The sequence below is a fragment of the Enterococcus sp. AZ091 genome (assembly GCF_051714805.1).
Classification (GTDB): Bacteria; Bacillota; Bacilli; order Lactobacillales; family Enterococcaceae; genus Enterococcus_D; species Enterococcus_D gallinarum.
Genome location: NZ_JBIOSO010000001.1, coordinates 2,513,971 through 2,538,239 on the forward strand (window position 1 = coordinate 2,513,971; position 24,269 = coordinate 2,538,239).

At 38.0% G+C, this 24,269-nt stretch carries 25 protein-coding genes; 4 read left to right on the forward strand and 21 right to left on the reverse strand.

What is annotated here, in order from left to right; genetic code table 11:
* The first annotated feature begins 6 nt into the window (after positions 1-6).
* Entirely contained in the window at positions 7-318 is a 312-nt protein-coding gene (locus tag IGJ28_RS12405; RefSeq protein ID WP_029486733.1) for a DUF1827 family protein, read from the forward strand.
* Between the two features lie 155 nt (positions 319-473).
* Here the strand turns inward: IGJ28_RS12405 and IGJ28_RS12410 are convergent, their stop codons facing one another.
* From IGJ28_RS12410 to IGJ28_RS12440, 7 genes are all read right to left on the reverse strand, one after another.
* Entirely contained in the window at positions 474-1,484 is a 1,011-nt protein-coding gene (locus tag IGJ28_RS12410) for a hypothetical protein (protein ID WP_438845418.1), read from the reverse strand.
* Positions 1,481-1,945, reverse strand: coding sequence for a helix-turn-helix domain-containing protein (locus IGJ28_RS12415; protein WP_438845419.1), 465 nt, complete (start codon positions 1,943-1,945; stop codon positions 1,481-1,483). Before IGJ28_RS12415 ends, IGJ28_RS12410 begins: the two co-directional genes overlap by 4 nt.
* A 466-nt stretch (positions 1,946-2,411) precedes the next feature.
* Positions 2,412-3,401 carry a DUF916 domain-containing protein gene (locus IGJ28_RS12420; protein WP_176333519.1) on the reverse strand — a complete coding sequence of 330 codons (990 nt, stop codon included), beginning with the start codon at positions 3,399-3,401 and terminating at the stop codon, positions 2,412-2,414.
* A gap of 55 nt (positions 3,402-3,456) precedes the next feature.
* Positions 3,457-3,915: a hypothetical protein gene (locus IGJ28_RS12425; RefSeq protein WP_113849597.1), complete on the reverse strand. Its 459-nt coding sequence runs from the start codon at positions 3,913-3,915 to the stop codon at positions 3,457-3,459.
* Between the two features lie 459 nt (positions 3,916-4,374).
* Positions 4,375-4,656: a hypothetical protein gene (locus tag IGJ28_RS12430; RefSeq protein ID WP_171917546.1), complete on the reverse strand. Its 282-nt coding sequence runs from the start codon at positions 4,654-4,656 to the stop codon at positions 4,375-4,377.
* Between the two features lie 175 nt (positions 4,657-4,831).
* A complete protein-coding gene (locus IGJ28_RS12435) occupies positions 4,832-5,269 on the reverse strand; it encodes a hypothetical protein (protein WP_103299739.1) in 438 nt (145 codons plus the stop codon).
* A 345-nt stretch (positions 5,270-5,614) separates the two neighbouring features.
* Positions 5,615-6,175 (reverse strand): TetR/AcrR family transcriptional regulator, encoded by a 561-nt coding sequence (locus IGJ28_RS12440; protein WP_081132173.1) that lies wholly within the window; start codon positions 6,173-6,175, stop codon positions 5,615-5,617.
* Between the two features lie 141 nt (positions 6,176-6,316).
* Between IGJ28_RS12440 and IGJ28_RS12445 the strand changes: the two genes are divergently transcribed.
* Positions 6,317-6,934, forward strand: coding sequence for a GNAT family N-acetyltransferase (locus IGJ28_RS12445; RefSeq protein WP_171917547.1), 618 nt, complete (start codon positions 6,317-6,319; stop codon positions 6,932-6,934).
* 71 nt (positions 6,935-7,005) lie between these two features.
* On the opposite strand, the gene IGJ28_RS12450 is transcribed toward IGJ28_RS12445, so the two are convergent.
* From IGJ28_RS12450 to IGJ28_RS12485, 8 genes are all read right to left on the reverse strand, one after another.
* On the reverse strand, positions 7,006-7,548 hold the full coding sequence (locus IGJ28_RS12450) for a DUF3267 domain-containing protein (protein WP_252711366.1): 543 nt from the start codon (positions 7,546-7,548) through the stop codon (positions 7,006-7,008).
* Between the two features lie 220 nt (positions 7,549-7,768).
* On the reverse strand, positions 7,769-9,349 hold the full coding sequence (locus IGJ28_RS12455; protein WP_438845420.1) for a peptide chain release factor 3: 1,581 nt from the start codon (positions 9,347-9,349) through the stop codon (positions 7,769-7,771).
* A 226-nt stretch (positions 9,350-9,575) separates the two neighbouring features.
* The gene (locus IGJ28_RS12460) at positions 9,576-10,382 is read right to left on the reverse strand and encodes a MetQ/NlpA family ABC transporter substrate-binding protein (protein WP_003126324.1); all 807 of its coding nucleotides are present in this window, start codon (positions 10,380-10,382) and stop codon (positions 9,576-9,578) included.
* Between the two features lie 8 nt (positions 10,383-10,390).
* Positions 10,391-11,059, reverse strand: coding sequence for a methionine ABC transporter permease (locus IGJ28_RS12465; protein WP_060813401.1), 669 nt, complete (start codon positions 11,057-11,059; stop codon positions 10,391-10,393).
* Positions 11,046-11,768: a methionine ABC transporter ATP-binding protein gene (locus IGJ28_RS12470; protein WP_081132169.1), complete on the reverse strand. Its 723-nt coding sequence runs from the start codon at positions 11,766-11,768 to the stop codon at positions 11,046-11,048. The genes IGJ28_RS12465 and IGJ28_RS12470 overlap by 14 nt, the downstream gene beginning before the upstream one ends.
* A gap of 32 nt (positions 11,769-11,800) precedes the next feature.
* On the reverse strand, positions 11,801-12,814 hold the full coding sequence (locus IGJ28_RS12475) for a lipoate--protein ligase (protein ID WP_438845421.1): 1,014 nt from the start codon (positions 12,812-12,814) through the stop codon (positions 11,801-11,803).
* A 192-nt stretch (positions 12,815-13,006) separates the two neighbouring features.
* Positions 13,007-14,383, reverse strand: a complete 1,377-nt coding sequence (locus tag IGJ28_RS12480; protein WP_003126319.1) for a hemolysin family protein — start codon at positions 14,381-14,383, stop codon at positions 13,007-13,009.
* 101 nt (positions 14,384-14,484) lie between these two features.
* On the reverse strand, positions 14,485-15,609 hold the full coding sequence (locus IGJ28_RS12485) for an AI-2E family transporter (RefSeq protein WP_003126318.1): 1,125 nt from the start codon (positions 15,607-15,609) through the stop codon (positions 14,485-14,487).
* Between the two features lie 139 nt (positions 15,610-15,748).
* Between IGJ28_RS12485 and IGJ28_RS12490 the strand changes: the two genes are divergently transcribed.
* Positions 15,749-16,189 carry a GNAT family N-acetyltransferase gene (locus IGJ28_RS12490; RefSeq protein ID WP_081131591.1) on the forward strand — a complete coding sequence of 147 codons (441 nt, stop codon included), beginning with the start codon at positions 15,749-15,751 and terminating at the stop codon, positions 16,187-16,189.
* A gap of 207 nt (positions 16,190-16,396) precedes the next feature.
* Here the strand turns inward: IGJ28_RS12490 and ntdP are convergent, their stop codons facing one another.
* The 3 genes from ntdP to recX form a co-directional block, all read right to left on the reverse strand.
* Positions 16,397-16,930 (reverse strand): nucleoside tri-diphosphate phosphatase, encoded by a 534-nt coding sequence (gene ntdP / locus IGJ28_RS12495; RefSeq protein WP_003126316.1) that lies wholly within the window; start codon positions 16,928-16,930, stop codon positions 16,397-16,399.
* A gap of 93 nt (positions 16,931-17,023) precedes the next feature.
* A complete protein-coding gene (mutY, locus tag IGJ28_RS12500; RefSeq protein ID WP_252711368.1) occupies positions 17,024-18,169 on the reverse strand; it encodes an A/G-specific adenine glycosylase in 1,146 nt (381 codons plus the stop codon).
* Positions 18,162-18,956, reverse strand: coding sequence for a recombination regulator RecX (gene recX, locus IGJ28_RS12505; RefSeq protein WP_252711369.1), 795 nt, complete (start codon positions 18,954-18,956; stop codon positions 18,162-18,164). Before recX ends, mutY begins: the two co-directional genes overlap by 8 nt.
* 115 nt (positions 18,957-19,071) lie before the next feature.
* On the opposite strand from recX, the gene rlmD reads away from it, so the two are divergent.
* Positions 19,072-20,448, forward strand: coding sequence for a 23S rRNA (uracil(1939)-C(5))-methyltransferase RlmD (gene rlmD, locus IGJ28_RS12510; protein ID WP_438845422.1), 1,377 nt, complete (start codon positions 19,072-19,074; stop codon positions 20,446-20,448).
* A gap of 99 nt (positions 20,449-20,547) precedes the next feature.
* On the opposite strand, the gene glyS is transcribed toward rlmD, so the two are convergent.
* Genes glyS through IGJ28_RS12525 form a run of 3 tightly spaced genes read right to left on the reverse strand, consistent with a single transcriptional unit; the run spans position 20,548 to position 23,788 of the window.
* Positions 20,548-22,620, reverse strand: coding sequence for a glycine--tRNA ligase subunit beta (gene glyS / locus IGJ28_RS12515; protein WP_081131594.1), 2,073 nt, complete (start codon positions 22,618-22,620; stop codon positions 20,548-20,550).
* A gap of 1 nt (position 22,621) precedes the next feature.
* Complete coding sequence (glyQ, locus tag IGJ28_RS12520) at positions 22,622-23,536, reverse strand: glycine--tRNA ligase subunit alpha (protein ID WP_162787489.1); 915 nt, start codon at positions 23,534-23,536, stop codon at positions 22,622-22,624.
* Between the two features lie 12 nt (positions 23,537-23,548).
* Entirely contained in the window at positions 23,549-23,788 is a 240-nt protein-coding gene (locus tag IGJ28_RS12525; protein ID WP_003126309.1) for a hypothetical protein, read from the reverse strand.
* Positions 23,789-24,269: the final 481 nt, after the last annotated feature.

The window sequence follows — 24,269 nt, forward strand, 5'->3', positions numbered from 1 at the left end:
AGTATGGTGAAATTGATCAATGTGACAAACAGCCATTCTCGATTAGTTATGAATCAGCTTGAAAATACCGATGCTGAAATGGTAAAAGTATATACTGCCGGAGACATCACAGTCATCTTTACTTCTGCCCCAAATCACAACGAAATATTGCTGATCAACAAAAAACGCGCAATCAAACCTACCGAAATTGAAGAAATCAAACATTACTTCTTGAAAAAATTACCGCCTGGTTCTTATGAACCTGAAACGATCTCAGTTATTGAAATGCCAGATATTGTAGAAATTTCTATCCAAAAATCGCTTTCTTCGCAAACCTAATACCAATGAAATCACTATAAAAAATATCTATAAAAGATGACTGTCACAGCCCTCTTTTATAGATATATTTTTTTGACTTATTTATCGTTGCCCCTGCGAAACAATCAATCTTTAAGTAAAAGCATCTGTGCCATGACTCAATCAACAGATCGATCCTAGCTAATTTTGGGGGCACTTTCAGATCGAATTCGCCGTTCGATGATCCTCCCATTGATAAATATCCCTAACCTTTTCCATGTTTCAATGTTATGGATATCCTCAAGAAAGAAAAAACACTGATTCTTTTTTGATTCAACAAATCGATCAGAAATAACGATATCTGCTTCTGCAAGGTTTTCTACCATAGTTACAGTTTCCTTTTTATATACACCTGTTATATAATTTTTTACTAACATTACATAGTTGGCATGATAGGTAATATTAATCATGACATTCAAAGGTTCCGCCATCACATGTCCAACATAGGAGTATAGCAGCTCTGTTAGTTGTGTACTAAATATATCCAAATCTCTTTCCGCTATGCTTTTTTTGTAAACTGATTTTATCATCTCTTTTATTTTTAGAAACTTATCGTTCAACAACAATTTCTTATCTTCGTGGTAAAAGAAGGAACTTAAACTCAGCTTATCCGTGATCAAAAAACGATATACAAGATGAAAAACAAATGTGCTATGAAGGTTGGCAGGAATACTGTAACTCTCCTCCATTTTCTTCAAAGCTTCACATGCATGATCTACGATAGGATTTCCAGATAATTTCATTAATCGCTCCCCCAATCGTTCACAGATTTCAGATGTCAAATATTCTGGAAAGAAATAAATAGCGAAAAGATAGTAAAAGAATTTTTCTGACTGATAAATAGAATGATTGATCTTTTTATCTAACGGATAAAAAGTCTGACAAAATCCTAGTCGGATTTCTTCATATAAACAGTCGCTTATAGCCGTCTCCTCTTTTGAATCTATATCAGTATAACTTCCTATTTTATGGGCATCCATAAAAACTCTAGTTATTCTAGAAAGTTTCTCTTGCTTGATCCTCGTTACATTCTTTTCGTTATGATAACTATAATAATTGTCCTCAGCAAATGTCGAAGAATGTGTATTCAGAATATAAGAAAGTACTCGTATCTGGCTTTCCTTACCTTCCACAACTAAATAATTCATTTTCTCTTTCTAATCTGGCAATCGACTCCAATCGTTCGAATGATATCGTTTGCTTTATTGACTAATTTGTAACAATAAGACTGACTATAATTAAATTGCATTGATAACTTGACCATCCCTACTTTTCGATGTTTAAGAAAGTAATTCAGGACTTGGAAAACAGAACTTTGTCTAATATACTGTATCTTTAAACTTGAATACAAAGACGTAAAAGTTTCTGGGGTCTCTACATCAGAAAGTCTAAATAATCTATTTTCAAATTTAATGAGTGAGTCGGTTATATTCAGTTCTACTATGTAATCCTCATTGATCTGCATAATCAATGACTTCACCTTGCGATTAGTCAGCGAATGCTTACAAGCTAGTTCATCAATTGATGTTTCAGTCTTTGAAATAATATCCTCTAACAAGTTTAATTTTTGTTCTTGCCTCTCTGTCAGAAACAACTTCCATAAATCCATGATGCTCTCCTTTTTAATGATAGTTACTTCGATAATTTTGTCTATCTCTGAAACGAAACAATTATTAAGTACAGTTACCTATTGAGATGAAAAGATACTCTTTTTATCGGTGGAAATAGTTTTTTTAGATAAATAGTGATAAAAAATAAGAACCTCTGGTCGTCGCTGAGAATTGTCGCCCTAGGATGATAGGTATGTTTAAACTAAAATGAGCTAATCTACAATGATTGCGAATCATTTAATCTACTCATGAGTGAACACTTTCTTTTATCAAAATTAAAAAGCTCCAGTTCCGATATAAAAGAACTCACGAAGACAATTTGTATCAAACAAATAAAACAATTCTTTGAGGAAATAAAAACTGCCAGGAAAAATTTCAGCAAGCGCTTTTCTAATAACAGATGACAGAAGCGGACTTTTAAGCAACAAGAAAAGTTTAGAGGCGAAGTACGTCCCTAAACTTTTCTTATTTTTTTAGCAATTTTACAAGCGAAAAAATAAGCAAAAATGAAACTAGTGATAAGGCGATGATCAACCAAAGATTGACTTTTGACTTCACTGTAACATTATTACTAAGATCTGTAGTCTCCTCTATAAACTGATCAATTTCTTCTTTCGTATAATTAAAATACGTTATCGTCTCATCTTCGCCATCGGATAAAACAAATTGATACTCCCCAGACATCAATTCAGCTTTATCTAACAATGGCGCCTCAAACATTGTTTTTATATACGGTGAAAGCACAATCTTCTCTTGTTCTATCTCCCCTTCAGCTATGATCTCTTGATCAGGATTGATTACTCGATAGGAGCCACCTTCTGCATAAGTAACAAGTGGATTCTTGTTGTAAAGGTAATAAGAAAGAGTCGTTGCGTTTCCTGTAATCGTAAATTTAAAGTCCCCAATGATCTGTTTTGTTTCTTGAGCCCATTCATTTTGTTTCAAGCGAACAACGATTACTTTTTGATAAACTTGCTGAACATTTACGGAATCTTTATTTTCTTGTAAACCAATTGCTTGAGAGAAATTGATTCCACCTAATACTTCCCCAATAATCTTTTTATTTACATTAATTATGATTTTGATTTTTTTGCTTTGCTTTGCATCTATTTTTAAAAGACCATCTTCCAATTTACCTTCAATTGGTAAGAGTTTTACGTACTTCTTTAAATCATAATCTTTATTTAGCAAATTGTTTGTTTCCGCAACATAAGTCATTGAAGTCCTAGTTGAAACAGCGATACTAGGAAAAACCGATACTTCAATGGCATGACTTTCATGATTAGTAACAGTTGCTGTATAAGTATACTTTTGGTTCAGATCAGGCGAAAATTGAATATCTTTTACTATACTTGAATTCTTGTCTGCTTGGATCTGAACTTCAAAAGAAGAGCCAATCGATTCTTCTGCCAATGCTTCTGGACTGAAAAAAAATATTCCTAAGCACAGGAACAAAAGAAACACCCTAAAAGAATAAGATTCATTCTTGTAGCTAGGATATAACATACGATTAAGGAGTGACGTCTGTCACTTCTGATGCAGTTAGTGTGATTACGTAATCACTTGCCTTAGTGTTGTCAAAAGTTGAAGGATCAATTGTATAATCAAAAGTACCTTCTTCAGTCGTTTCATAGCCTTGACTTGCTTCAACTTTGAATACTTCACTCGTTGCAATCGTTAAACCAGGTGCTGAGGTTTCTCCAGGAACTGCTGCTGTTATCACTACTTGCTTTGCTCCAAATGACTTATTCGTTAATGTTCCAGATAACGTGAAAGTACCTGTTAGCGGATTCGCTTTCGTTTCTGTGAAACTAATATCTGCAAAATCTACAGTTTTTGTTTCAACAGGAGTAGCTAAAGTAAATGTTGCTGCTCCTTCTGTGACATTTACAGTAACTACTTCTGCACTTGCTGATGCTCCAAAAAATAGAGCAAGCAATAATGTTGTTACTAAAGTAACCTTTTTCATTAATTTCATTCCTCCTTTATTATTTATTTTGTAAGAAGATGGTCTTACAAAAAAACTATACACTATTTTTTTTGATAATATTCTCTTCTTTTTGCAATTTTATTCACAATAAGAATAAAGTATTCTTTAATTTTATCTAGTAATGTTTTAATCTTTTGCGCCTGTTATTAATTTGCAAAGATCGGATTCTTGTTTAACACAGAAATCTGAACCCCGACCGTCTGATAGGCAGATCTTGGGATATTCATTATGTGCCATAGCTGGAATTAACCTGCTTCACAATTAGATGGGAGAATTAGTCTGACAATCGAATGATTCTTGGGAAAATGAAAATACAGTACTATGCGATTGTGCTTCTTCCATAAAAAAGCACTCTCACTACCGTGAAACACACTCCCAGTTGAGGTGCTATTTGAGGAAGAAATAGTACTTGTTTCAGAGAGCGATTCCTCCATCCAATCATTCATTCATTGTCGAGGCTTCATTTTCTTCTTGACTATTTCTGAGTTCGGTTTTTAAGTCCGATGAATTAGGATTAGTAACGCCTGAGGTCATCTCACTGAGAGTAAAAACAATTTTATAATTCTCTTGATCATGCGCCAGAAATTTCTTAGGAACTAATGTAACGTAAAACTTACGGACATCTGTAGATTGCGTAACTACCCATTCTTCTGCGTTTTCAAAAGCCGCACTTAAGCCATTACCAAATGAAGAGATCGCTAAAATGTCATCAGTAATCAATTCATTCAGTGAAATCTCTACATTTATACTACCTTCATGATTTAATAGCTCCTTACTAAAATCAATTTCTTGAAAATCAAAATTTATTGGTTCATCAATTGCTAGAAAGACATTCGATTCTTCTATGGCATGAGTTTTCTCTTTTTCCTATAATCATCTCTCTGACGAAGACTATTCACGATTTTACTATCCACGCTTCATCATAATGTTCGATCGTAAACTGAGAATTTGGGTATTCACTCTTGACAAATTTTTCGACAGCATCCAGCTCTGTATCTATATTTGCAATTAAAATGATATAATCTACCTTATTTGTATAGTTCAACTCTATTATGTATTGTTCGGCGTCTATCCAATAGGCATCAATTAATGTATTATCTGTGCTCTCATTAGAACGTTTGAAACCATCCATAATCAGAACATTCGTTGCATCGAGGATTTCTAATGTTTCTTTTACAATGTTTAATGAATTGTGCAAGTAATTTTCTACTTGTTTTAAAGTATAATTTACAGGAAAAACACATTTTCTAAGAAAATATACGTGTCTTTTATTTGTAAATCGTATGGAAAACATTTTTCCTCTCATACTTTTACTTTCTGATATTTCCATCATTTTCAAATCACCTTCAGAGATTATTTATGGCAAATGACCTTCCTACACTTTAAAATAAAGCATTTATAACCTTTTTAGTTATCTTTTTTTGTCAAAAAATTACACATTATGTACAATCTTTTTTTGACAGAATCGACTAACCAGCTTAGAATTAGATACAAAAAATCCTCTTAAAAAGCTTATAGATCTTTTTAAGAGGATTTTTTCTAGCAGAATTTTTATTTGAAAACTAACGCATTATCCGTTCCGTTCAATCATCATGTTAAAGTAATTCTAGTTCCAAATCAAAAGGGGATGCGATCTTTTTTACAGCGATCGTGCCTCGTTTACAAATTATAATTTTTCTCATGGCATGATTCTTTCGAGATGATTGTTTAATTTCTGTAATAGTTCCAGCATTTCTTTTTTTGAGTAAGCAAAATTCGTTTCTACCCAATAATTCAATACGGAAAGACAACCTTGAATATGATAGGTCGTAAAGTATCTCATCTCTTCAGTAATCACATTCTTTTTATCTTCATACAACCAAATTTCCAAGTAATTTTTTTCGATCAACTGTTTCATTTTTTCTTGTACCTCCAAACCGTTTGAATAAGTAATGAATAGCTTATAGACAAACGAATGATGATAGACGTACTCAACTAGATTTATATACAAGTCTTCATAGCTGTGAGTGTTATCAAAGGAAATCAGTTGATTGATGTCTTGGAAGAATCGCATTTCCAGTTGCTCATATAGATCGTAAATATCTGTATAGTGTTTATAAAACGTGGATCGATGCAAATCGGCTGTTTCTGTTAGCTCGCGTATAGTGATTGATTGTATTTTTTTATCCATCATCAGTTTTGATAAAGCCTCTGCCAACGCCCGTTCAGTTTTTTTAAACCGACGATCCTCTTTATTCATTCTACTTCCCCCTATTCGACACTTATGGCTAGACTTGTCGTTTAAACGACAAGTTCAAGTAAGATTGTCCATAAATAATCGACAAAGTGTCTATTATACTATAAGTGTATCACAGACAACCAATGATTAGGAGAATAAAAAATGACTTTAACTTTCAGAAATTTAGAAAAAAAAGACTATCATAAAGCCATCCAGTTTGCCATCAAAGGAATGCACTTTGATTGGTATATCAAAAACAAACTGCTCTTAAATCTTTACGGCAGATATTTCTGGTACTTGGAATTAAATCGCGCGACTGAGATTATTGCTCTCTATCACGAAGATGTATTGGCTGGAGTTTTACTAGCGGAAATAAGCGGTGCACCTAAAGCGCATACTTCTTTTGGACAAATGATGTACATAAAACTATTTGAATTCTTACAGAATAGTTTTGCCAAAGAAAGTGCCGGAGCATATGATGCCGGAAACAATCAACTCCTTTCTGAATATTTAAGTGACCATTCACCGGATGGGGAAATCATTTTCTTAGCAGCTAATCCTGATATACCTATCAAAGGGATCGGAACGCGGCTGCTAAATGAACTACAGAAAAGAGTGCAAGGAAAAGAAATTTATCTTTTTACAGATAGTGCTTGTACGTATCAATTTTATGAAAAGCGCGGTTTTCAACGTCAAAAAGAAAAAAAGATTTCATTAAAATTGCCCAACAAAAAAATTGATCTTCAGTGCATGCTCTATAGCAAAGTGATTGACAAATGATAGCCATGCTACGCAACAAAAACGTTTTTCAAATGAGTGCAAAAAAGCACAGCCCTAATGGCTGTGCTTTGCTAATGATTGGAATAAAAATTTATCCCCTGTTCGGTATCTTCTACATAACTATGCGCTGGAGCTTTAGTCACTAAATAACAAAAATAAAAATCCCCAATACAGGCTGACCCATGAAAAGAAGCCAACCAGACAAATGCATAAGGAGAAATTTCCCTATACGCATACAACAGCCATAAGATCAAAGTGATCAAGACAAAAGGAGCAAGCAAAATAAGTAAAAACTGCCACCTTGAATAAAAGGAATTAGGACTTGTTGCATAGGCCAAACCATTCTTAAAACCAAATTTGACTTTTCCTTCCTTATTGAACAGCTTAAAAAAAATCCCGTGAATCAATTCGTGAAAGATGATTAACCCTGCCATTGATAGAATGGCAATAACGAGATACATTAAATCGATAGTGACTTCTTCCGATAACTTTCTGTCTAATGTTAAAAGCGTAAATAAAGCAAAGAAAATAACCAATAGAGGAATCGTTAAGATATTCAGTTTCATGATTAGCTTTTTATCGTCAAGCAAATTGACACGCTTGATTAATTTCATAATGACCCCCTTACTCCTATTTGCAACACTATAAGCGCTCGTCTCACGTCGTAAATTATTATATCAGTCTTTTTAGACCAAAACAATTCGATTTTTTACTGATACAAAACAAAAAACATTCTTATCAAAAACGATAAGAATGTTTTTTTAGACAAGAACCAACTCATTTCTCGCTCCCATCATTTGAGAACACTTGCCGTCACAAGTACTAGCAGTGTTTTCACATCAAACTTTTCAATTCGACATCTGGATATTTGTCGGCGAACCAACGCATCGCGAATTGGTTCTCAAACAAGAACAATGGCTGGTCGAAACGGTCTTTGGCTAAAATGTTGCGACTTGAACTCATCTTTTCATCCAAATCTTTAGGATCGATCCAACGAGCAATCTTATGTCCCATTGGCGACATGATCACCTCTGCATTGTACTCGTTCAGCATTCGATATTGAAATACTTCGAATTGCAGCTGTCCAACCGCTCCAATAATGTATTCATCACTGAGATACGTTTTATACAATTGGATGGCTCCTTCTTGCACTAACTGATAGATCCCCTTATGGAATGATTTTTGTTTCATAACATTTTTGGCTGTTACTTTCATAAAGAGTTCAGGTGTAAACGAAGGTAATTCTTCATAGGCGACTTTCAATTTCCCTTCATATAAAGTATCACCAATTTGATAATTTCCGGTATCATATACCCCAATGATGTCGCCGGCAACAGCTTGCTCAATATTTTCGCGAGTGTCTGCCATGAACTGGGTCACATTACTTAATTTCATTTTTTTGCCTGTCCGCTCAAGCGTGACATCCATTCCCCGTTCAAATGTTCCTGAGCAAATGCGGACAAAGGCAATCCGGTCACGGTGTGCGGGGTTCATATTGGCTTGGATTTTGAAAACAAATCCTGAAAGCTCTTGTTCGTATGGACTAATTTCTTCTCCTGTCATTGTCTTATGTCCGTAAGGTGCTGGTGCAAATTGTAAAAATGTTTCTAAGAAAGTTTGCACACCAAAGTTTGTTAACGCAGAGCCAAAAAAGACAGGGGTTTGATCACCACGAGCGATTTTCTCTTCATCAAAGGAATCGCCAGCTTCTTGTAATAATTCGACTTCTTCCAACACTTGTTGATAGACACCATTTTGATTCAGCGGATGATCTTGGGGAATTTCACCGTTTTGATCAAATAGAATCAGGCGTTCACCGCCATGAGATTCTGGACGATAAATTTCAACCCGTTGATTGTGAATGTCATAAAGTCCTTCAAGCCCTTTTCCCATTCCGATTGGCCAATTCATTGGGTAGGACTCGATTTGAAGCAACTCTTCTAGCTCTTCTAAAAGTTCTAATGGTTCACGACCATCACGGTCTAATTTGTTGATGAAGGTAAAGATCGGGATTCCCCGTTTTTTTACGACTTGGAAAAGCTTTTTCGTCTGTGCTTCGATCCCTTTGGCACTATCAATAACCATCACGGCGCTATCAACAGCCATTAACGTACGATACGTATCTTCAGAGAAATCCTCATGTCCTGGTGTATCCAAAATGTTCACACGTTTTCCTTGATAATCAAATTGCATTACAGAACTAGTGACAGAAATCCCCCGTTGTTTCTCGATTTCCATCCAGTCGGATTTAGCAAAATTACCGGTTTTCTTTCCTTTGACAGTTCCTGCTTGGCGAATTGCTCCCCCAAATAGCAGCAACTGCTCAGTGATCGTTGTCTTCCCAGCATCCGGGTGAGAAATAATCGCAAAGGTGCGACGACTTTCAACTTGTTGTTTTAAATTTGGATTCTCCATGTTATGTAGTTACTCCATTCCTTGAAATTAGAACTCTCTGTGTCTATACAAAGATTTTCTGACCAAATCAGTATATCATGTATCAAGAGCGGAAAAAAGAAAAATTACAGACAAATGCTCTCTATCATTCAGATTCGAAAGTCTAGAGAGCAACTGTTTAAGCAGCTTGATAGCTATTTGTATTTATACGAGAACTGCTGTGAAAGCATGAAAAACACTCAAAAAACTAAAAGGCTGGAATTAATGTATCACTATGCTCATTTTCCAAAAATTCTTTGACTTTATCGCTGGTCATCGCTTTTCGCAAAACATTGATTTTTTCTGAATCTTGATTGTCCTTACGAGCAACTAAAGAGATCGCAAAACGATCATCTATCGTTTTCTCTAAGAACAAGGCATCGTCAGGCTTTAGACCAATTTTGGCGATATAGGTCGGATAGTTGTAGACAAGGGAGACATTTGGTTCATTATAGGCTTCTGCTAGATTCAATAAGTCCACAGACAACCATTCAAAGTTTTTAGGATTCGCAGTAATGTCTTTGATCGTACCATTGACTCCAACTCCATCTTTTAATTCAATCAATCCTTGCTCAGCTAAGATGGCTAATGCTCGTCCTTCATTAGAAACATCATTCGGCAGAGCAACTTTCGTTCCTTCAGGAATGTCTTCAATTTTTGTATACTCTTTTGAGTAAAAGCCCACTTTAGCATTATAAATTTTGTCTAAAGCCACTAAATCTGCTGATTTTTCCTCATTGTAGCGTTGCATATACGGCTCATGCTGCGCAAAGTTTGCGTCTACTTCCTTATTATTCAACAGCTCATTGTATTGAATATTGTCATTTACTTGTACCAATTCAATTTTCCAGCCATCTTCTACCGCATCGGCTGCTACTTTGACAACATCTGTCATAGGGGTCGTTTGAGAAGCGACTTTAATCACTTTATCCTCTGATTGCGACTCATTCCCTGTTCCACAAGCACCGAGAAACATTACTGCTAGTACTAACCCAAAAAATATTCCTTTTTTCATTCCTACTCCTACTTTCTTTTATCAACTTTTTTTGCTAACCCATTCCCAATCAACTGAATACTAAAAACTGCTACGATCATCACTAAAATGGCAAAATACATGACCCCATATTCGTACCGTTGATATCCATAACGGATGGCAAAGTCTCCGATTCCTCCTCCGCCAACGATTCCCATCACTGTGGAATAAGACACCATACTGACGATCGTTGTCGTCAGAGACAGGATTAACCCGCTTCTTGCTTCCACGAGCAAAAATTCTTTGACATATTGATAAGTGGAGACACCTAATGAGCGTGCCAATAGTCCGACATCTTCTGGGACATCCAACAATACCTGCTCGACTAAACGAGCATAGACGACGATTGACACAATACTCAATGGGATACTTGCTGGGATCGGCCCAAACGAGCTGCCTAACAAAAAACGAGTGACGGGAATCATCGCAACAACAAACAGTAAATAAGGAAACGAACGAATGACCGTGATCAGCAAATTTAATATTTGATACAAAATCGTTCCCTGATTGTTGTTTTCACGACTAATAAATAATAGAATACCTAATGGCAATCCAATCAAAACAGCGGCGAAGATAGAGATACTCATCATGATCAGGGTTTCCTCCATCGCCTGCATCAATTCTGGTAAATAGTATTGAATACTCTCAATTATCGTCATGCTTTAGACTCCTTATCACACGATCGACATAGTTTAATTCTTCTTTTTGTAAAAGATGCGGCGTATTCGCTACTTCCGCTACGATTCTTCCTTGTTCCATAACATAGACCCGCTCACAAACTTGTCGAACCGCTGACAATTCATGACTAACAAACACGATTGTAGGCTGGAAAGTGCCATGAACCTTTTGCAATAACGATAAAACATCTCCCTTAGTATCTTCATCCAATGCACTGGTCGGTTCATCACACAAGAGGATCTTTGGTTCTTTGACCAAAGCACGGGCAATTGCTACTCGTTGCTTTTCCCCTCCACTTAAAGAAGCAGGATAAACCGAAGCCTTTTCAGACATACCTACGAAGTCTAACGTTTCCATCACTTGTCGTTGTGATTTTCCAGCTAATTTTAAAGGCAAAAAAACATTGTCGTAGACAGTCAGATTATGGAGCAGATTAAATTGTTGAAAGATCATCGCAATATCTTGCTGTAGACTTCGTCTCATTTTCTTGGTCAATCCTGTCGTGTTCACGCCATCAATCACGATTTCGCCAGCTGAAGGAGATTCGATCAAATTAATCAGACGCAACAAGGTAGACTTCCCGGAACCGCTTTTGCCGACGATACCGACGATCTCATTGTTGATTGTTAACGATACTCGATCAAGGACATTGTCCTGATATACTTGTGAAACCTCTTTTACTTCGATCATATTTGGTTCCTGACGCTCCTCTGCCTTCAAACTCAATTGAAAAGTAGTGATACAAATTGCTCATTTGTCAGTTGATGGATATATTTCGCGACTTCCACCTCTTGAAAATGCTGCCGCAACTCTTCATTATAAGGAAGACCAATCAGCTGTTTTTCGAGACCAGCGATATCTTCTTCGCCAAAAAAATCTCCAGTGATTTGTGCTTCTGTGATTTTCCCCTTTGCCACTGAAAAGCGTAGTTCAACGATACCAACATTTTCAAAACGTTTGCGTTTCGTCCATTGATAATTCGGGGCTTCCCCATAAATCCATTGATCATTGGCATATCGCGATTGATACAACTGATTAATCTTCCGTTGATCTTCAGCCGTTAATTTGATTTCTTTTTCTTGGATTTCCTCAATGTTGTCGACGTCATAAATATGACAGAGCAATTGATCTCTAAATTCTTTCGTTGACAACTGTTGATATTCTTCAGAAAGATAGGGCTTGATGTTGGTCACACTTTTACGCACTGACTTTGTTGCCTTCGAGTCGATCTTTTCCTGCGGAACGTTCAACACTTTTGTCAAAACGCTTAAGTCAACATCGAACATCAATGTTCCGTGGGAATAGCTTCTGTCATTTTTTGTGTACATGGCGTTACCAGAAAATTTCTTTCCTTCAACAAACAAGTCATTTCTTCCCCGTACTTCAACCTCTTTTGCTCCCATCTTCTGCAATGCTTTCAAAATAGGTTGGGTGGCACCATGATAATCACCAAAATGAGTCACATCTTTTTTAGTCACAAAGCTAAAACTCATGTTGCCTAGATCGTCATAAACCGCTCCGCCACCAGAGGTTCTCCGGGTTAAAACGATGTCATTTTGTCGTAAATAGTCAAAATTTATTTCTTCGTAGGCATTTTGGTTTCTACCGATTATAACACAAGGCTTTTGTATGTATAACAGCAAGCAAGGTTCTGAAATATCTACGTTATTCATTAAATATTCTTCAGTAGCTAAGTTCATCCGAATATCATCACTTTTCATTCGGTAAAATCTCATTTTCCCACCCCACAATGATTTCTAGTTATCGCACTCTTATCCTCTCTTTAATTCACAAGAAAAGCAAGAAATATGCTTAGTTATTTTAGTTTTTTTATCTAGCTAAATCTGTATCATTTGATTAACTCATTCTGTTCTATATATTATTTTTAGACAAAAAAATGCTTGAAGCATTTGCTTCAAGCATTCATTTTATCGACGAGGTTCGTCTTCTTCAAAATCTTTTTTGAAATAGCGGCGTTCTTCTTCAGGTTCGACAGCTGTTTCTTCAGGATCATGGAAGATAACGCGGATCTTCAATACACGTGACCCTTCCATTTCTTCTGTGATCAGTGTGACGTTATCCACTTTAAAGGATAATTTCTCTCCTTCATCAGGAATCAATCCTAAAGCTGTGATCAAATATCCCGCCATTGTATCAACATCACTCATGTGCAGGCTCATATCAAATGCTTCATTAAAGTCATCAATCAACATTCGCCCTTGGATGATGTACTCATGATCAGAAACTTGTTCATATAATTCTTCTACTTCATCCGATTCATCGTCGATCTCACCAACGATTTCCTCTAAGAGGTCTTCTAAAGTAACCAGACCTACGACACCGCCGTATTCGTCTAATAAGATAGCCATCTGATTTTGAGTCTTTTTCAACTCATAGAGTAAGTCATCAATAAAAACAGTTTCAGGCACAAATAATGGTTCTTGGAGGATTTGTTTAATATCTAAAGTTTCAAATCCATATTTATAGGCACATTTCAGCAGGTTTTTTGTATGTAAAATACCTACGACTTTGTCTTTGTCCTCATTATATACTGGGATTCGAGAATAGTTTTCTGCTAAAATTTCTGTCAAAATTTCATCTACTGAATCATTGATATCGACCATAAATGCAGTAGTCCGCGGCACCATCACTTCACGGGCCACCTTCGTATCCAATGAAAAGATTCCTTGTAGCATTTCCAGTTCATCTTCTTCAAAGACACCTTCTGTTTCTAACATATACCGCATTTCATCACGAGTCATTTTTGTATCTTCATCATCAAATTCCATTGGTGTGATTCGAGCTAACAAACTAGTTGAAGCGGAAAGCAGCCAAACAAAGGGTTTTGCGATCGTACCAATCACACGTATCACACCTGAAGTAAATTGAGCAACTTCTTCAGATTTGTTCATTGCGATTCGTTTTGGATACAACTCACCAAATACGATCGAAACATAGGTCAAAATCGCTAATACAATGATATTAGCCAGGCTTTTTGCTGCAGCTCCGCCACCTAGAACGGGTGCTAAGCGGGTAGATAGCGTATCTGCCAGTGAGGCCCCTGATAAGATATTGACTAATGTGATCCCAACTTGGATCGTCGACAAGAAGTTGGTGGGATTGTCAATGATTTTCAATAATTTTTGTGATTTGACATTTCCTTCCTCAGCCTTCTGTTCTACACGGTTCTTATTAACTGAAACAACCGCGATTTCTGAAGCAGCCAAGAAAGCATTGATCAATGTCAAAACGATCAATAATAAAATTTGCGCTAATAGCGACTGACTCTCGGGGTCAGCATTCATAATAGCATTCTCTCCTTATTTTTACATTTTCTAAAAAAAATCGTGGGCTATACCCACGATAAAATCGTATCATAAAGCTTTTTTCTTTGCAATAAAAACCATCAGTTATCTAGTTCGATCAATTTCTCTTGGTTTTTCTTGCTTTTATCGTCACGAATCAAACGAATCACAAAAATTACAATCGTACGACAAATGGCGTAGAAAGGTACTCCTAAGAAAATACCTAGTAATCCAGCGATGTTCCCTGCGACTAGCAACACTAAAATAATGGTTAGCGGATGAATCGCCAATGACTTTCCGATTACATTAGGATAGATCACATTACCATCTAATTGTTGAACGACTAACACGACTACACCACATAACAGAGCCCGGAAAGGATCATCAAAGATTGTCACTAAAACTGCCGGAATCAAGCCGAGGTAAGGGCCCAAATAAGGAATCAAGTTAGTGATCCCTGCAATGACACCAAATAAAAAGGCGTAATTGACACCCACTAGCCAGTAGCCGATAAAGGTAAAGGTCGCGACAAAAATACATTCAATCGCTTGTCCGCTAATGTAATTGGACAATGTTTTATTCAGATCACCCAATAACTCGATGATTTGATTTCGTCTTTTTTCAGGTAAAACTGATTGAATATTTGGCACAAGTTTCTCGCCGTCTTTCAGCATATAAAACAAGATGAATGGTACTGTAACAATGATCATCGTTGCTGAAGCAATCGTTCCTACGATCGATCCCAAACTTGTTGACAGCCCACTTAGAAATTGTTGCAGCAATGAACCATAGGAAAGATTGAGATTTTCTAACTGTTGCGCAAAATCGATCTGTTTAAATACTGGGTCATCTGCTATTTTAGAAATCCAAGTCTCCATATTTTTAGCAAAAGTAGGAATATTTTCTGCAAGTTGTGAAATTTGGTTGATCAGATTTGGAATCACGCTTACGACTGTTAGGACAATAGCTGCTACTAATAAGAGTAAAACTAAAATCACAGCGTAGATTCTTTTGATCTTGGTGGTCTTCATCAGAAAAACGACGATCGGATTAAGCAGATAGTACAAAAAGCCTGCAATTAAGACCGGCGCAAATAATGTCGAAAAAAATGTTCCTACTGGTGCAAATAAGAAATTGATTTTGCTCAATACCAGAGCTAACGTGGCAAGAACGAGAATTTCTAATGACCAGAAGAAAAGTTTTGATTGTTTGAATTTGTCGAACAAACGATTCCCTCCTTTTTTTCACTATTATAGAGTATTTTGCAAAAAAAAGCTTGCGACTTTAGCCGCAAAAGCCATTTTTCTTTTCGTAAAAATGGTATACTTAGAAAATAATTGATGAAATAAGAAGGTGGTTGATTTTATGTTCGTCGCACAAACCAAAGATACATTAAGCGAAATTTATCTGGACTCGTTGAAAATTCGTAATGATGTCTTCGTCAAAGAACAAGGCGTGCCCTTAAGTCTTGAGATCGATCAGGACGAAGCAAACGCGGTCCATTTTGTTCTCTATAATGAACAAAAAGAAGCAACAGCAACTTTGCGGCTGCTTCCTATAGATAGCCACACATTGAAACTTCAGCGTATGGCCGTACCCGTTGCCCATCGCAAAAAAGGCTTCGGACGAATTTTGATCCAAGGGGCGGAGGATTTTGCTCGGAAACAAGGGTTTCAAAAAATCACTTTAGGTGCTCAGCTAACCGCAAAAGGTTTTTATCTTTCTCTAGGCTACCAACCTGAAGGGGAAGAATTTCTTGATGCGGATATGCCCCACATCAAAATGAGTAAATATCTGCAGAACTAAGTATCTTAAAAGCTGTCAATCAGTTATAACTCACGTGATTGACAACTTTCGCTTCTTTATAGAACTGGATGAATCTCCTTTAAAGAAGCCCCGCCTTACAAATCAATCACTCGATGACAGGCACTATTATTTGATACAAAAAGACTCGACTTCTAATTAAAGTCGAGTCTTTTGCACATTGAAGTGACCCTTTACGGCTACTCCTTGCTATTTCTGAGACAACTGCTTGTAGCGATCATACCAAATGTCCACATACCCCTCAGAAAATGGTCCTTTGCCATTATTGATCCAATCTACTAAAATTTTGACATTTTCTTTTAAAATAAAATCAATGTCCTGCGGATAATGCATGATCTTGCTATGAAGCTCATATTCATCCACATCTAGTAAACGTTTCTCACCATCAGGAAATACTTTGATATCAAGGTCATAATCGATATATTTCAAGGCCTCTTCATCAAGCAAATACGGTGAAGCGAGATTACAATAATAGGAAACCCCCTTTTCTCGGATCATTGCGATTACATTAAACCAGTATTTTTTATGAAAATATACAATAGCTGGCTCACGGGTAACCCAGCGTCTTCCATCCGATTCAGTCACCAATGTATGATCATTGACACCAATCATTGAGAATTCGCTCGTCTTTAAGACCATAGTATCCCGCCACGTTCGATGCAAATTGCCGTCATGTTTGTAGCTTTGGATGCTGACAAACTCTCCTTCTTTTGGAACTCGCATAGCAACCCTTCCCTCAGCAAGAAAACTTGCGTTTTGTTTGGGTGTTCATTACACCGATATCGTAAATATTATAGCAATAAAACAACCCTTTGCCTAGAAATGTTTATCGACTTTATGATTTTTCTTCAATTGTTCGACTAATTTCAACTGAGGTTTGGGAAAGACATACTGTTCAAATTCTTCTGGCGCAGCCCATTGACTGTGTTCTAACGAGAATTCCGACGGTGTGCGTCCATAAAAAAGCAGTATGTGCCATTTCAAATGACTAAAGATGTGAGTAACCTCACCAAGATGTCTTTTTTGCCAAACGACGGGAAATTCAGGGAAAATCGGAGCTGGTTCTTCTGCAACTGCATCCAATGTTAACTGTTGGTCTTGCCAATAAGCCAATAATTGCATATAGGTCGCCTGATCCACTTCCAAAAGCGGAAAATGCCACATTTTGGCTAACAAGCCAGTTTCTGGTCGCTGCACCAATAAAAAGCGGCCATCTTCTTCAATAGCTCCAGCAATGTAATACATATCTTTTGGCTTCGCTTTTTTTGATTTTACGGGAAAGTCGGTTTGTGTTCCCTGCTGATAGGCTAGACAATATTCGTGCAGTGGACATTCCTCGCATAATGGCGAAGTCGGCGTACAAATACTTGAACCAAGATCCATCAAAGCTTGATTGAATTCTCCTGGCTCATCGTGAGAAATGATTGTACGCATTGCTTCATCAAAGACTCCGCGAGAACTCGCTTTAGCTATATCTGCCTCAATACAAAACAAACGACTCACTACACGCATCACATTGCCATCGATTGCAGGTTCCGGCAATCCAAAAGCGATACTGCCGATCGCCCCGGCAGTGTAAGGACCAATCCCCTTTAACGAACGAATATCAGTGATGGTCTGTGGCATCTCTCCATCGAACTCTGCCATGATTTGTTGAGCGGCAGCTTTTAAATTGCGAGCACGAGAGTAATAACCTAATCCTTCCCAAGCCTTCAAAAGCTTCTGCTCTTCTGCACCAGCTAAATCTTTGATGGTTGGAAATTGTTCCATAAAGCGGTAATAATAGCCAATGACGGTGTCCACTCTTGTTTGCTGGAGCATGATCTCCGAGATCCAGATTGCATAGGGATCGTTGGTTGCTCGCCAGGGGAGATTCCTTTTTTCATCATGGTACCAATTCAAAAACTTGTCTTGGAAAGAACGAATGTCCTCTTTTGACCACTTTTCCCACTGTTTATTCATCCATAACTTCCTCATCTAAAAATTGTTGGATCGCATCCAGAGCAAAACCTTTTTGGTAAAGACCTTGTTTGATTTTCATTTTTCTTTTATTCAAAGGCAACCGCTGATGTCTTCGCAAAAGTCGTTGACCCTCTTTTTGCAAAGCTGCGTTTTCCTCTTCGTCGTCTCTATCTGTAGGCAGTTCATCTAAAATTAATTGGATAACTGGTTGTCTAAACCCTTTTTGCATTAGGTGCAGCGATAGTTTCTGCATCATCTCTTTGTGACTTTTCCCTTGGAACCGACGCAATGCTTTTTCGGCAGTATGATAGCCGACATCAAATTGCTTTTCTTCTGTATATAACGGCATCACTTCTTGAATCACTTCTTCAGACAGCCCTTTTTGTTTTAGTTGCTGACTGATGACTGATGGCCCTTTGTCTCCTAAACGGATTTGTGTCCGCAAGTAGCTTTCTCCGTAGGTACGGTCATCAAGTAAATTTAGTTCTTTCAATCGCTGCACGACCAAATGGCGATCCTCTAAATTGATTTCTTTGTCTTTTAGATAGGTACGAACTTCTTTTTCGGAACGTAGTTGATAGCTAATGTAATTCATTGCTTGCTGCAGCCCAATATCAAAACCGGAGCTTTTTTTGATTTCGGTCAACTCTTCTTCCGTCACTTCTTTTCCTTTTAGAAGACGGAAACGAACCAGAAGATCCTCAGAAACCCGCAAAGATTCTCCATTGGAGCATTCTACTTCGTAAAAGGGACCTTTTCCCTTACTGATACGAATGATCGTTATCATTTTCTTCACCTCACGAACGTATATTCTAGTTTATCACAAAAAAGGGGAAATTCCTTCAAAAGAGCTATAAAAAGTATGGTAAAATAGAGAGACTATTTATCGATAAGGAGCAATCATGGCAAACGTACAACTTAAAAACGGTCAAAAACTACAACTGACGATCAAACGTTTAGGAATCAACGGAGAAGGAATCGGCTATTATAAAAAATTGATCGTCTTTGTCCCGCGAGTTCTTCCGGGGGAAGAAGTGATTGCAGAAGTGACCAAAGCAACTCCGAGGTTTGCAGAAGCGAGAATGACCAAAATCATCAAAAAAAGCAGCGACCGTATTCTCCCCCCTTGTAAATTTTATGATCGTTGTGGGGGCTGTCAATTACAGCATCTTGTTTATGAAAAGCAGCTAGACTTTAAGAAAGACTTATTAAAACAAGCATTAACCAAATTTAAGCCCAAAGGTTATCAGAAGTATATCTTAAAAGATACGATTGGCATGGAAGAACCATGGCACTATCGCAACAAAGCGCAATTTCAGTTGCGATATGATACAAAATCAAAACGAATCGAAGCTGGTCTTTACGAAATGGATTCTCATCGTTTAGTGGCGATTGATGATTGTCTCGTCCAAGAAAAAGCAACCCAAGATGTGATCAATGGCCTTGTGCAGCTACTGAACAAGTATCAACTCCCAATCTATGATGAAAGAAAAAACAGCGGCATCCTGAGGACTTTGATGGTCAGAGTGGGCAGAGCGACCGGCGAAGTACAAGTCGTTTTTATCACGAACTCTAGCAAACTGCCACAGAAAAATGCCTTGATTCGAGAAATCAATCAACGCATGCCTCAAGTAGTTTCGATCATGCAAAATGTCCAAAGCAAGAAGACCTCGGTGATCATGGGGGGTGAAACTTTACATCTCTGGGGAAAAGAAGCGATTGAAGAACGATTGCAGGAATTAACATTCGACCTTTCTCCTCGTGCATTCTTCCAACTGAATCCGCAACAAACTAGTATACTTTATGACGAAGCAATCAAAGCACTGGCATTGACCAAAAATGAAACCGTCGTTGATGCCTATTGTGGTGTTGGAACGATTGGACTAAGCCTCGCAAAACATGCAAAGGAAGTCCGTGGGATGGACATCATTCCGCAAGCAATCGAAAATGCCAAAGAAAATGCCCGTCGAATCCAAGCAAATAATACGCATTATGAAACAGGAACTGCTGAAGACTTACTCCCTAAATGGTTTGCTGCTGGTTTTAGACCCGACAGTATTGTGGTTGATCCCCCTCGAACTGGATTAGATGACCACCTGTTGCAAGCGTTAGTTGCTCAGCCGCCAAAGAAAATGGTTTATATCTCCTGTAATGTTTCAACATTAGCCCGTGATTTGGTCAAATTAGCGTCTGTCTTCAAGATTGAGTATCTACAGTCTGTTGACATGTTTCCTCAAACTGCTCGTTGTGAAGTTGTCGTTAAATTGACGCGTATATAAAAAGCCTAGCCATCTTCAAGTAAATGAAGATGGCTAGGCTTTTTTAGGAATTCAGCTAGTATCCAAACACACATTGTTGGACACTAGCTGGATCAAATCTTATTTTGTGACTAAAGCATCAAGGCTGGCTACTGCCAAACTCATTTTGGCGATCTTATCCAATAATGCAAAACGATTGCGACGTATTGCCTCGTCATCTACCATGACCATTGTCTGATCAAAATAAGCTTCGATCAATGGTCTCAATGAAACTAGGCTTTGATAGTTTTGTTCCATCGTTTGTTGCGGGAACTTATCTTCAATGGCGACCACTGCCTCATAAAGCGTATTTTCTGATTCGTTCTCAAACAATTCAGGATTGATTTGTTTGTGTTCAAGATCTGCCTTTTTCGCAAGATTAATGACCCTTGTCAAAGCTTCCATCGATGGTTTGAAATCAGAATCATTCAAATGTGCTCTCAACATTTGAGCAGCTTCAAACAAAAGACTGATATCGCCTTGACGAGAGTTGATCACTGCTTCGATCACATCATGACGAATGTTTTTCGTTGCTAAGAATTGACGCAGACGTCCGTCAACAAAATCAATGACTTGCTCTTGTCCTTCGTTCAATTGAATGCCATAGACTGATGGCTGTTCATTGATTGCTGTGCGGATTTTTTCCTGTAAACGGGCTAACGGGAAGTACCAACGTTTCTCAGCAATAATCCGAATGATGCCATAAGTTTGTCGGCGCAATGCGTATGGATCGTTCGATCCGCTTGGAATCATGCCCACTGCAAAGAATGACAGTAAACTGTCTAACTTATCAGCAATTGCTAAAATTGCTCCAACGCTTGATTCAGGTAACGCACCTTCAGCAGAGACAGGCATATAATGTTCACGGATCGCTTGTGCCACTTGCGGTGTTTCTCCTTGCAAGAGAGCATACTTTTCACCCATGACTCCTTGTAATTCCGGAAACTCACCGACCATATTCGTTACTAAATCAAACTTATAGATTTCTGATGCACGTTTCAATTCTGTTCTTTCATCTTCAGACAATCCGACGGTTTCTCCAATGATTTGAGCAATAACAGCTACCCGTTGCATTTTTTCATATAAGCTACCGATTTTTTCGTGGAAAGTGACTTGTTTTAGTTTCTCCACACATTGATCGATGGTAAGTTTCTTATCCTCATTGTAAAAGAATTCCGCGTCTTCTAGACGCGCTGTCAATACTTTCTGATTTCCTTTGACTACATTATCGATTTTTACCCGATCGCCGTTTCTTGCTGAAATGAAATGGGGCAACAAAACACCTTCTGGGGTGCGCACATCAAAATACCGCTGATGTTCTTTCATCGAAGTGACTAAGACTTCTTCTGGAACTGAAAGATATTTTTCATCAAAGTCACCGACAAAAGCAGTCGGATATTCTACCAAGTTGTTCACTTCTTCTAAAAGATCTTCATCAAGATCGATCCGCCAGTTGTTTTCTTTAGCAATTGCCTCAATTTGGTCTACGATCAATTGCTGTCTTTTGGATGGATCAGCGATCACAAATTGGCGTTCCATTTGACTCAAATAGTCATCGGCAGTTTCAAAGGTGACTTCTTCTCCAAGGAAACGATGGCCACGGGATTTCCGATCTGTTACTACGTCAAGGACTGTAAATGGTACGACTTCAGCGCCAAACAGTGCTACGATCCAGTGGATTGGCCGGATATACTCAAAATCGAAATTTGCCCAGTGCATTGTTACTGGGAACGCCAAACTAGTAATGACCTCTTTCAAACCAGTTAAAACTTCAAGCGCTGGTTTACCTTGAATATGCTTGGTGACATAGACATACTCCACACCATTTAATTCTTTGAAGGTAATTGCATCTGTGGTCAATCCTTGTCCACGAACGAACCCTTGGGCTGCTTTTGACCAATTGCCATCAGCATCGATTGCAATTTTTTTGGCAGGTCCTTTCACTTCTTCTTGCGTATCAGCTTGACTTTCCGGAATCCCAGTCACATATACAGCTAAACGTCGAGGTGTAGAATAAGCTTCGATCGAACTGAATTGCAGTGCATGAGCTGTCAAAAACTCCGCCGTTTTTTGTTGTAGCTGTTTCATGCTTGGCGTGACAACATGTGCTGGCATTTCTTCTAAACCGATTTCTAATAATAGATTTTGTGCCATTTTATTTCCCTCCCGCAATCAATTTTTCCGCTTCTTCTGGTGCTAATAATGGATAACCTAGTTTTTCTCGTTCAGCGACAAATAACTTGGCAACTTGTCTTGCTAAATTACGGATACGAGCCAAATATCCAGCACGTTCAGTTACCGAAACAGCTCCTCGAGCGTCTAACAGGTTAAATGTATGACTGCATTTCAAAATATAGTCATATGCAGGATGAACGAGGTTTTCATCGATACAGCGTTTTGCCTCTGCCTCAAAGCGATCAAAATTGCTTAACAATAACTCTTGATCGCTGACTTCAAAGGAATATTTTGAATGTTCAAATTCAGGCTGACGGAAAATCTCGCCGTATTTGACCCCTGTCGACCATTCCAAATCATAGACACTTTCAACTTCTTGGATATAAGATGCTAAACGTTCTAGTCCATAGGTGATTTCTGAAGTAACGGGTTTGCAGGCCAATCCTCCAACTTGTTGGAAGTAAGTAAACTGAGTGATCTCCATGCCGTCTAGCCAAACTTCCCAACCCAGACCAGCACAACCCATAGAAGGATTTTCCCAGTTGTCTTCTACAAAGCGAATATCATGTTCTAGCGGATCGATCCCTAGCAAACGCAGACTTTCAAGGTATAATTCTTGAATATTTTCTGGAGAGGGCTTCATCACCACTTGAAATTGATGGTGCTGATACAAACGGTTGGGATTTTCTCCATAACGGCCGTCAGCCGGTCGGCGAGACGGCTCCACATAGGCGGCGTTCCAAGGCTCCGGACCAATTGCACGTAAAAAAGTATACGGACTCATGGTTCCTGCTCCTTTTTCGGTATCATACGCCTGCATTAGCATACAGCCGTTATCAGACCAGAACTTCTGTAAAGTCAAGATCATTTCTTGAACGGTTAATTTACTCATTATTTTCTTCCTTTCTTACAACGCATTGACTACTGGATAAAATTCAACAACATGACCTGGAATCAATTTTACTTCAACAACATGGTCATCCGTCAAAACATCTGACAAATCATACAACATTTGGTCCGGTTTTGTTGTTAACTCTTTGACTAGTTGATCATCTTGCTTGACTAAGATTTGCAATGGAATACTTGCTAACACTTTTAATTTTTTTTCTTTGAATTCTGATGCAGCAATCGTCATATCAAATGGCATGAGAGTCCCCTCCTTTTCTAAGTCATTGATTCTACCGCAAAGGTTGAGTTTTTCATGAAATAGGACACAGGTACTACGTTCTCCCTGCGAGCCTACTGTTTCACATCTGCTCGTCTCTTCTGTGTTACTCCTGCAGTCACTTCTACCAGCAGGGTTCGCTAACAAGGACTTGTATGTCCTGTTTTACAGGTCGATCACAGTGATTCGAGCAATGGTGAACCACACCAAAAAATCCCTATACCTATACTTGCGCATAGATATAGGGACGATATTCTCGCGGTTCCACCCTACTTCCGATTACTCGGCAGCTTCATTGAGTCATACTCCCGGATGCCTGCGAAAAAAGGATTCAACTTGGCTTTCACTATCCCAAGCTCGCTGGATGACTCTGGCTTCTTTCTTTTTTCCGATCAACGTATTTATTTGATTATCCTTATCATAGTAGCTGTATAGGGACTTTGTCAATCAAAAAATATAAAAG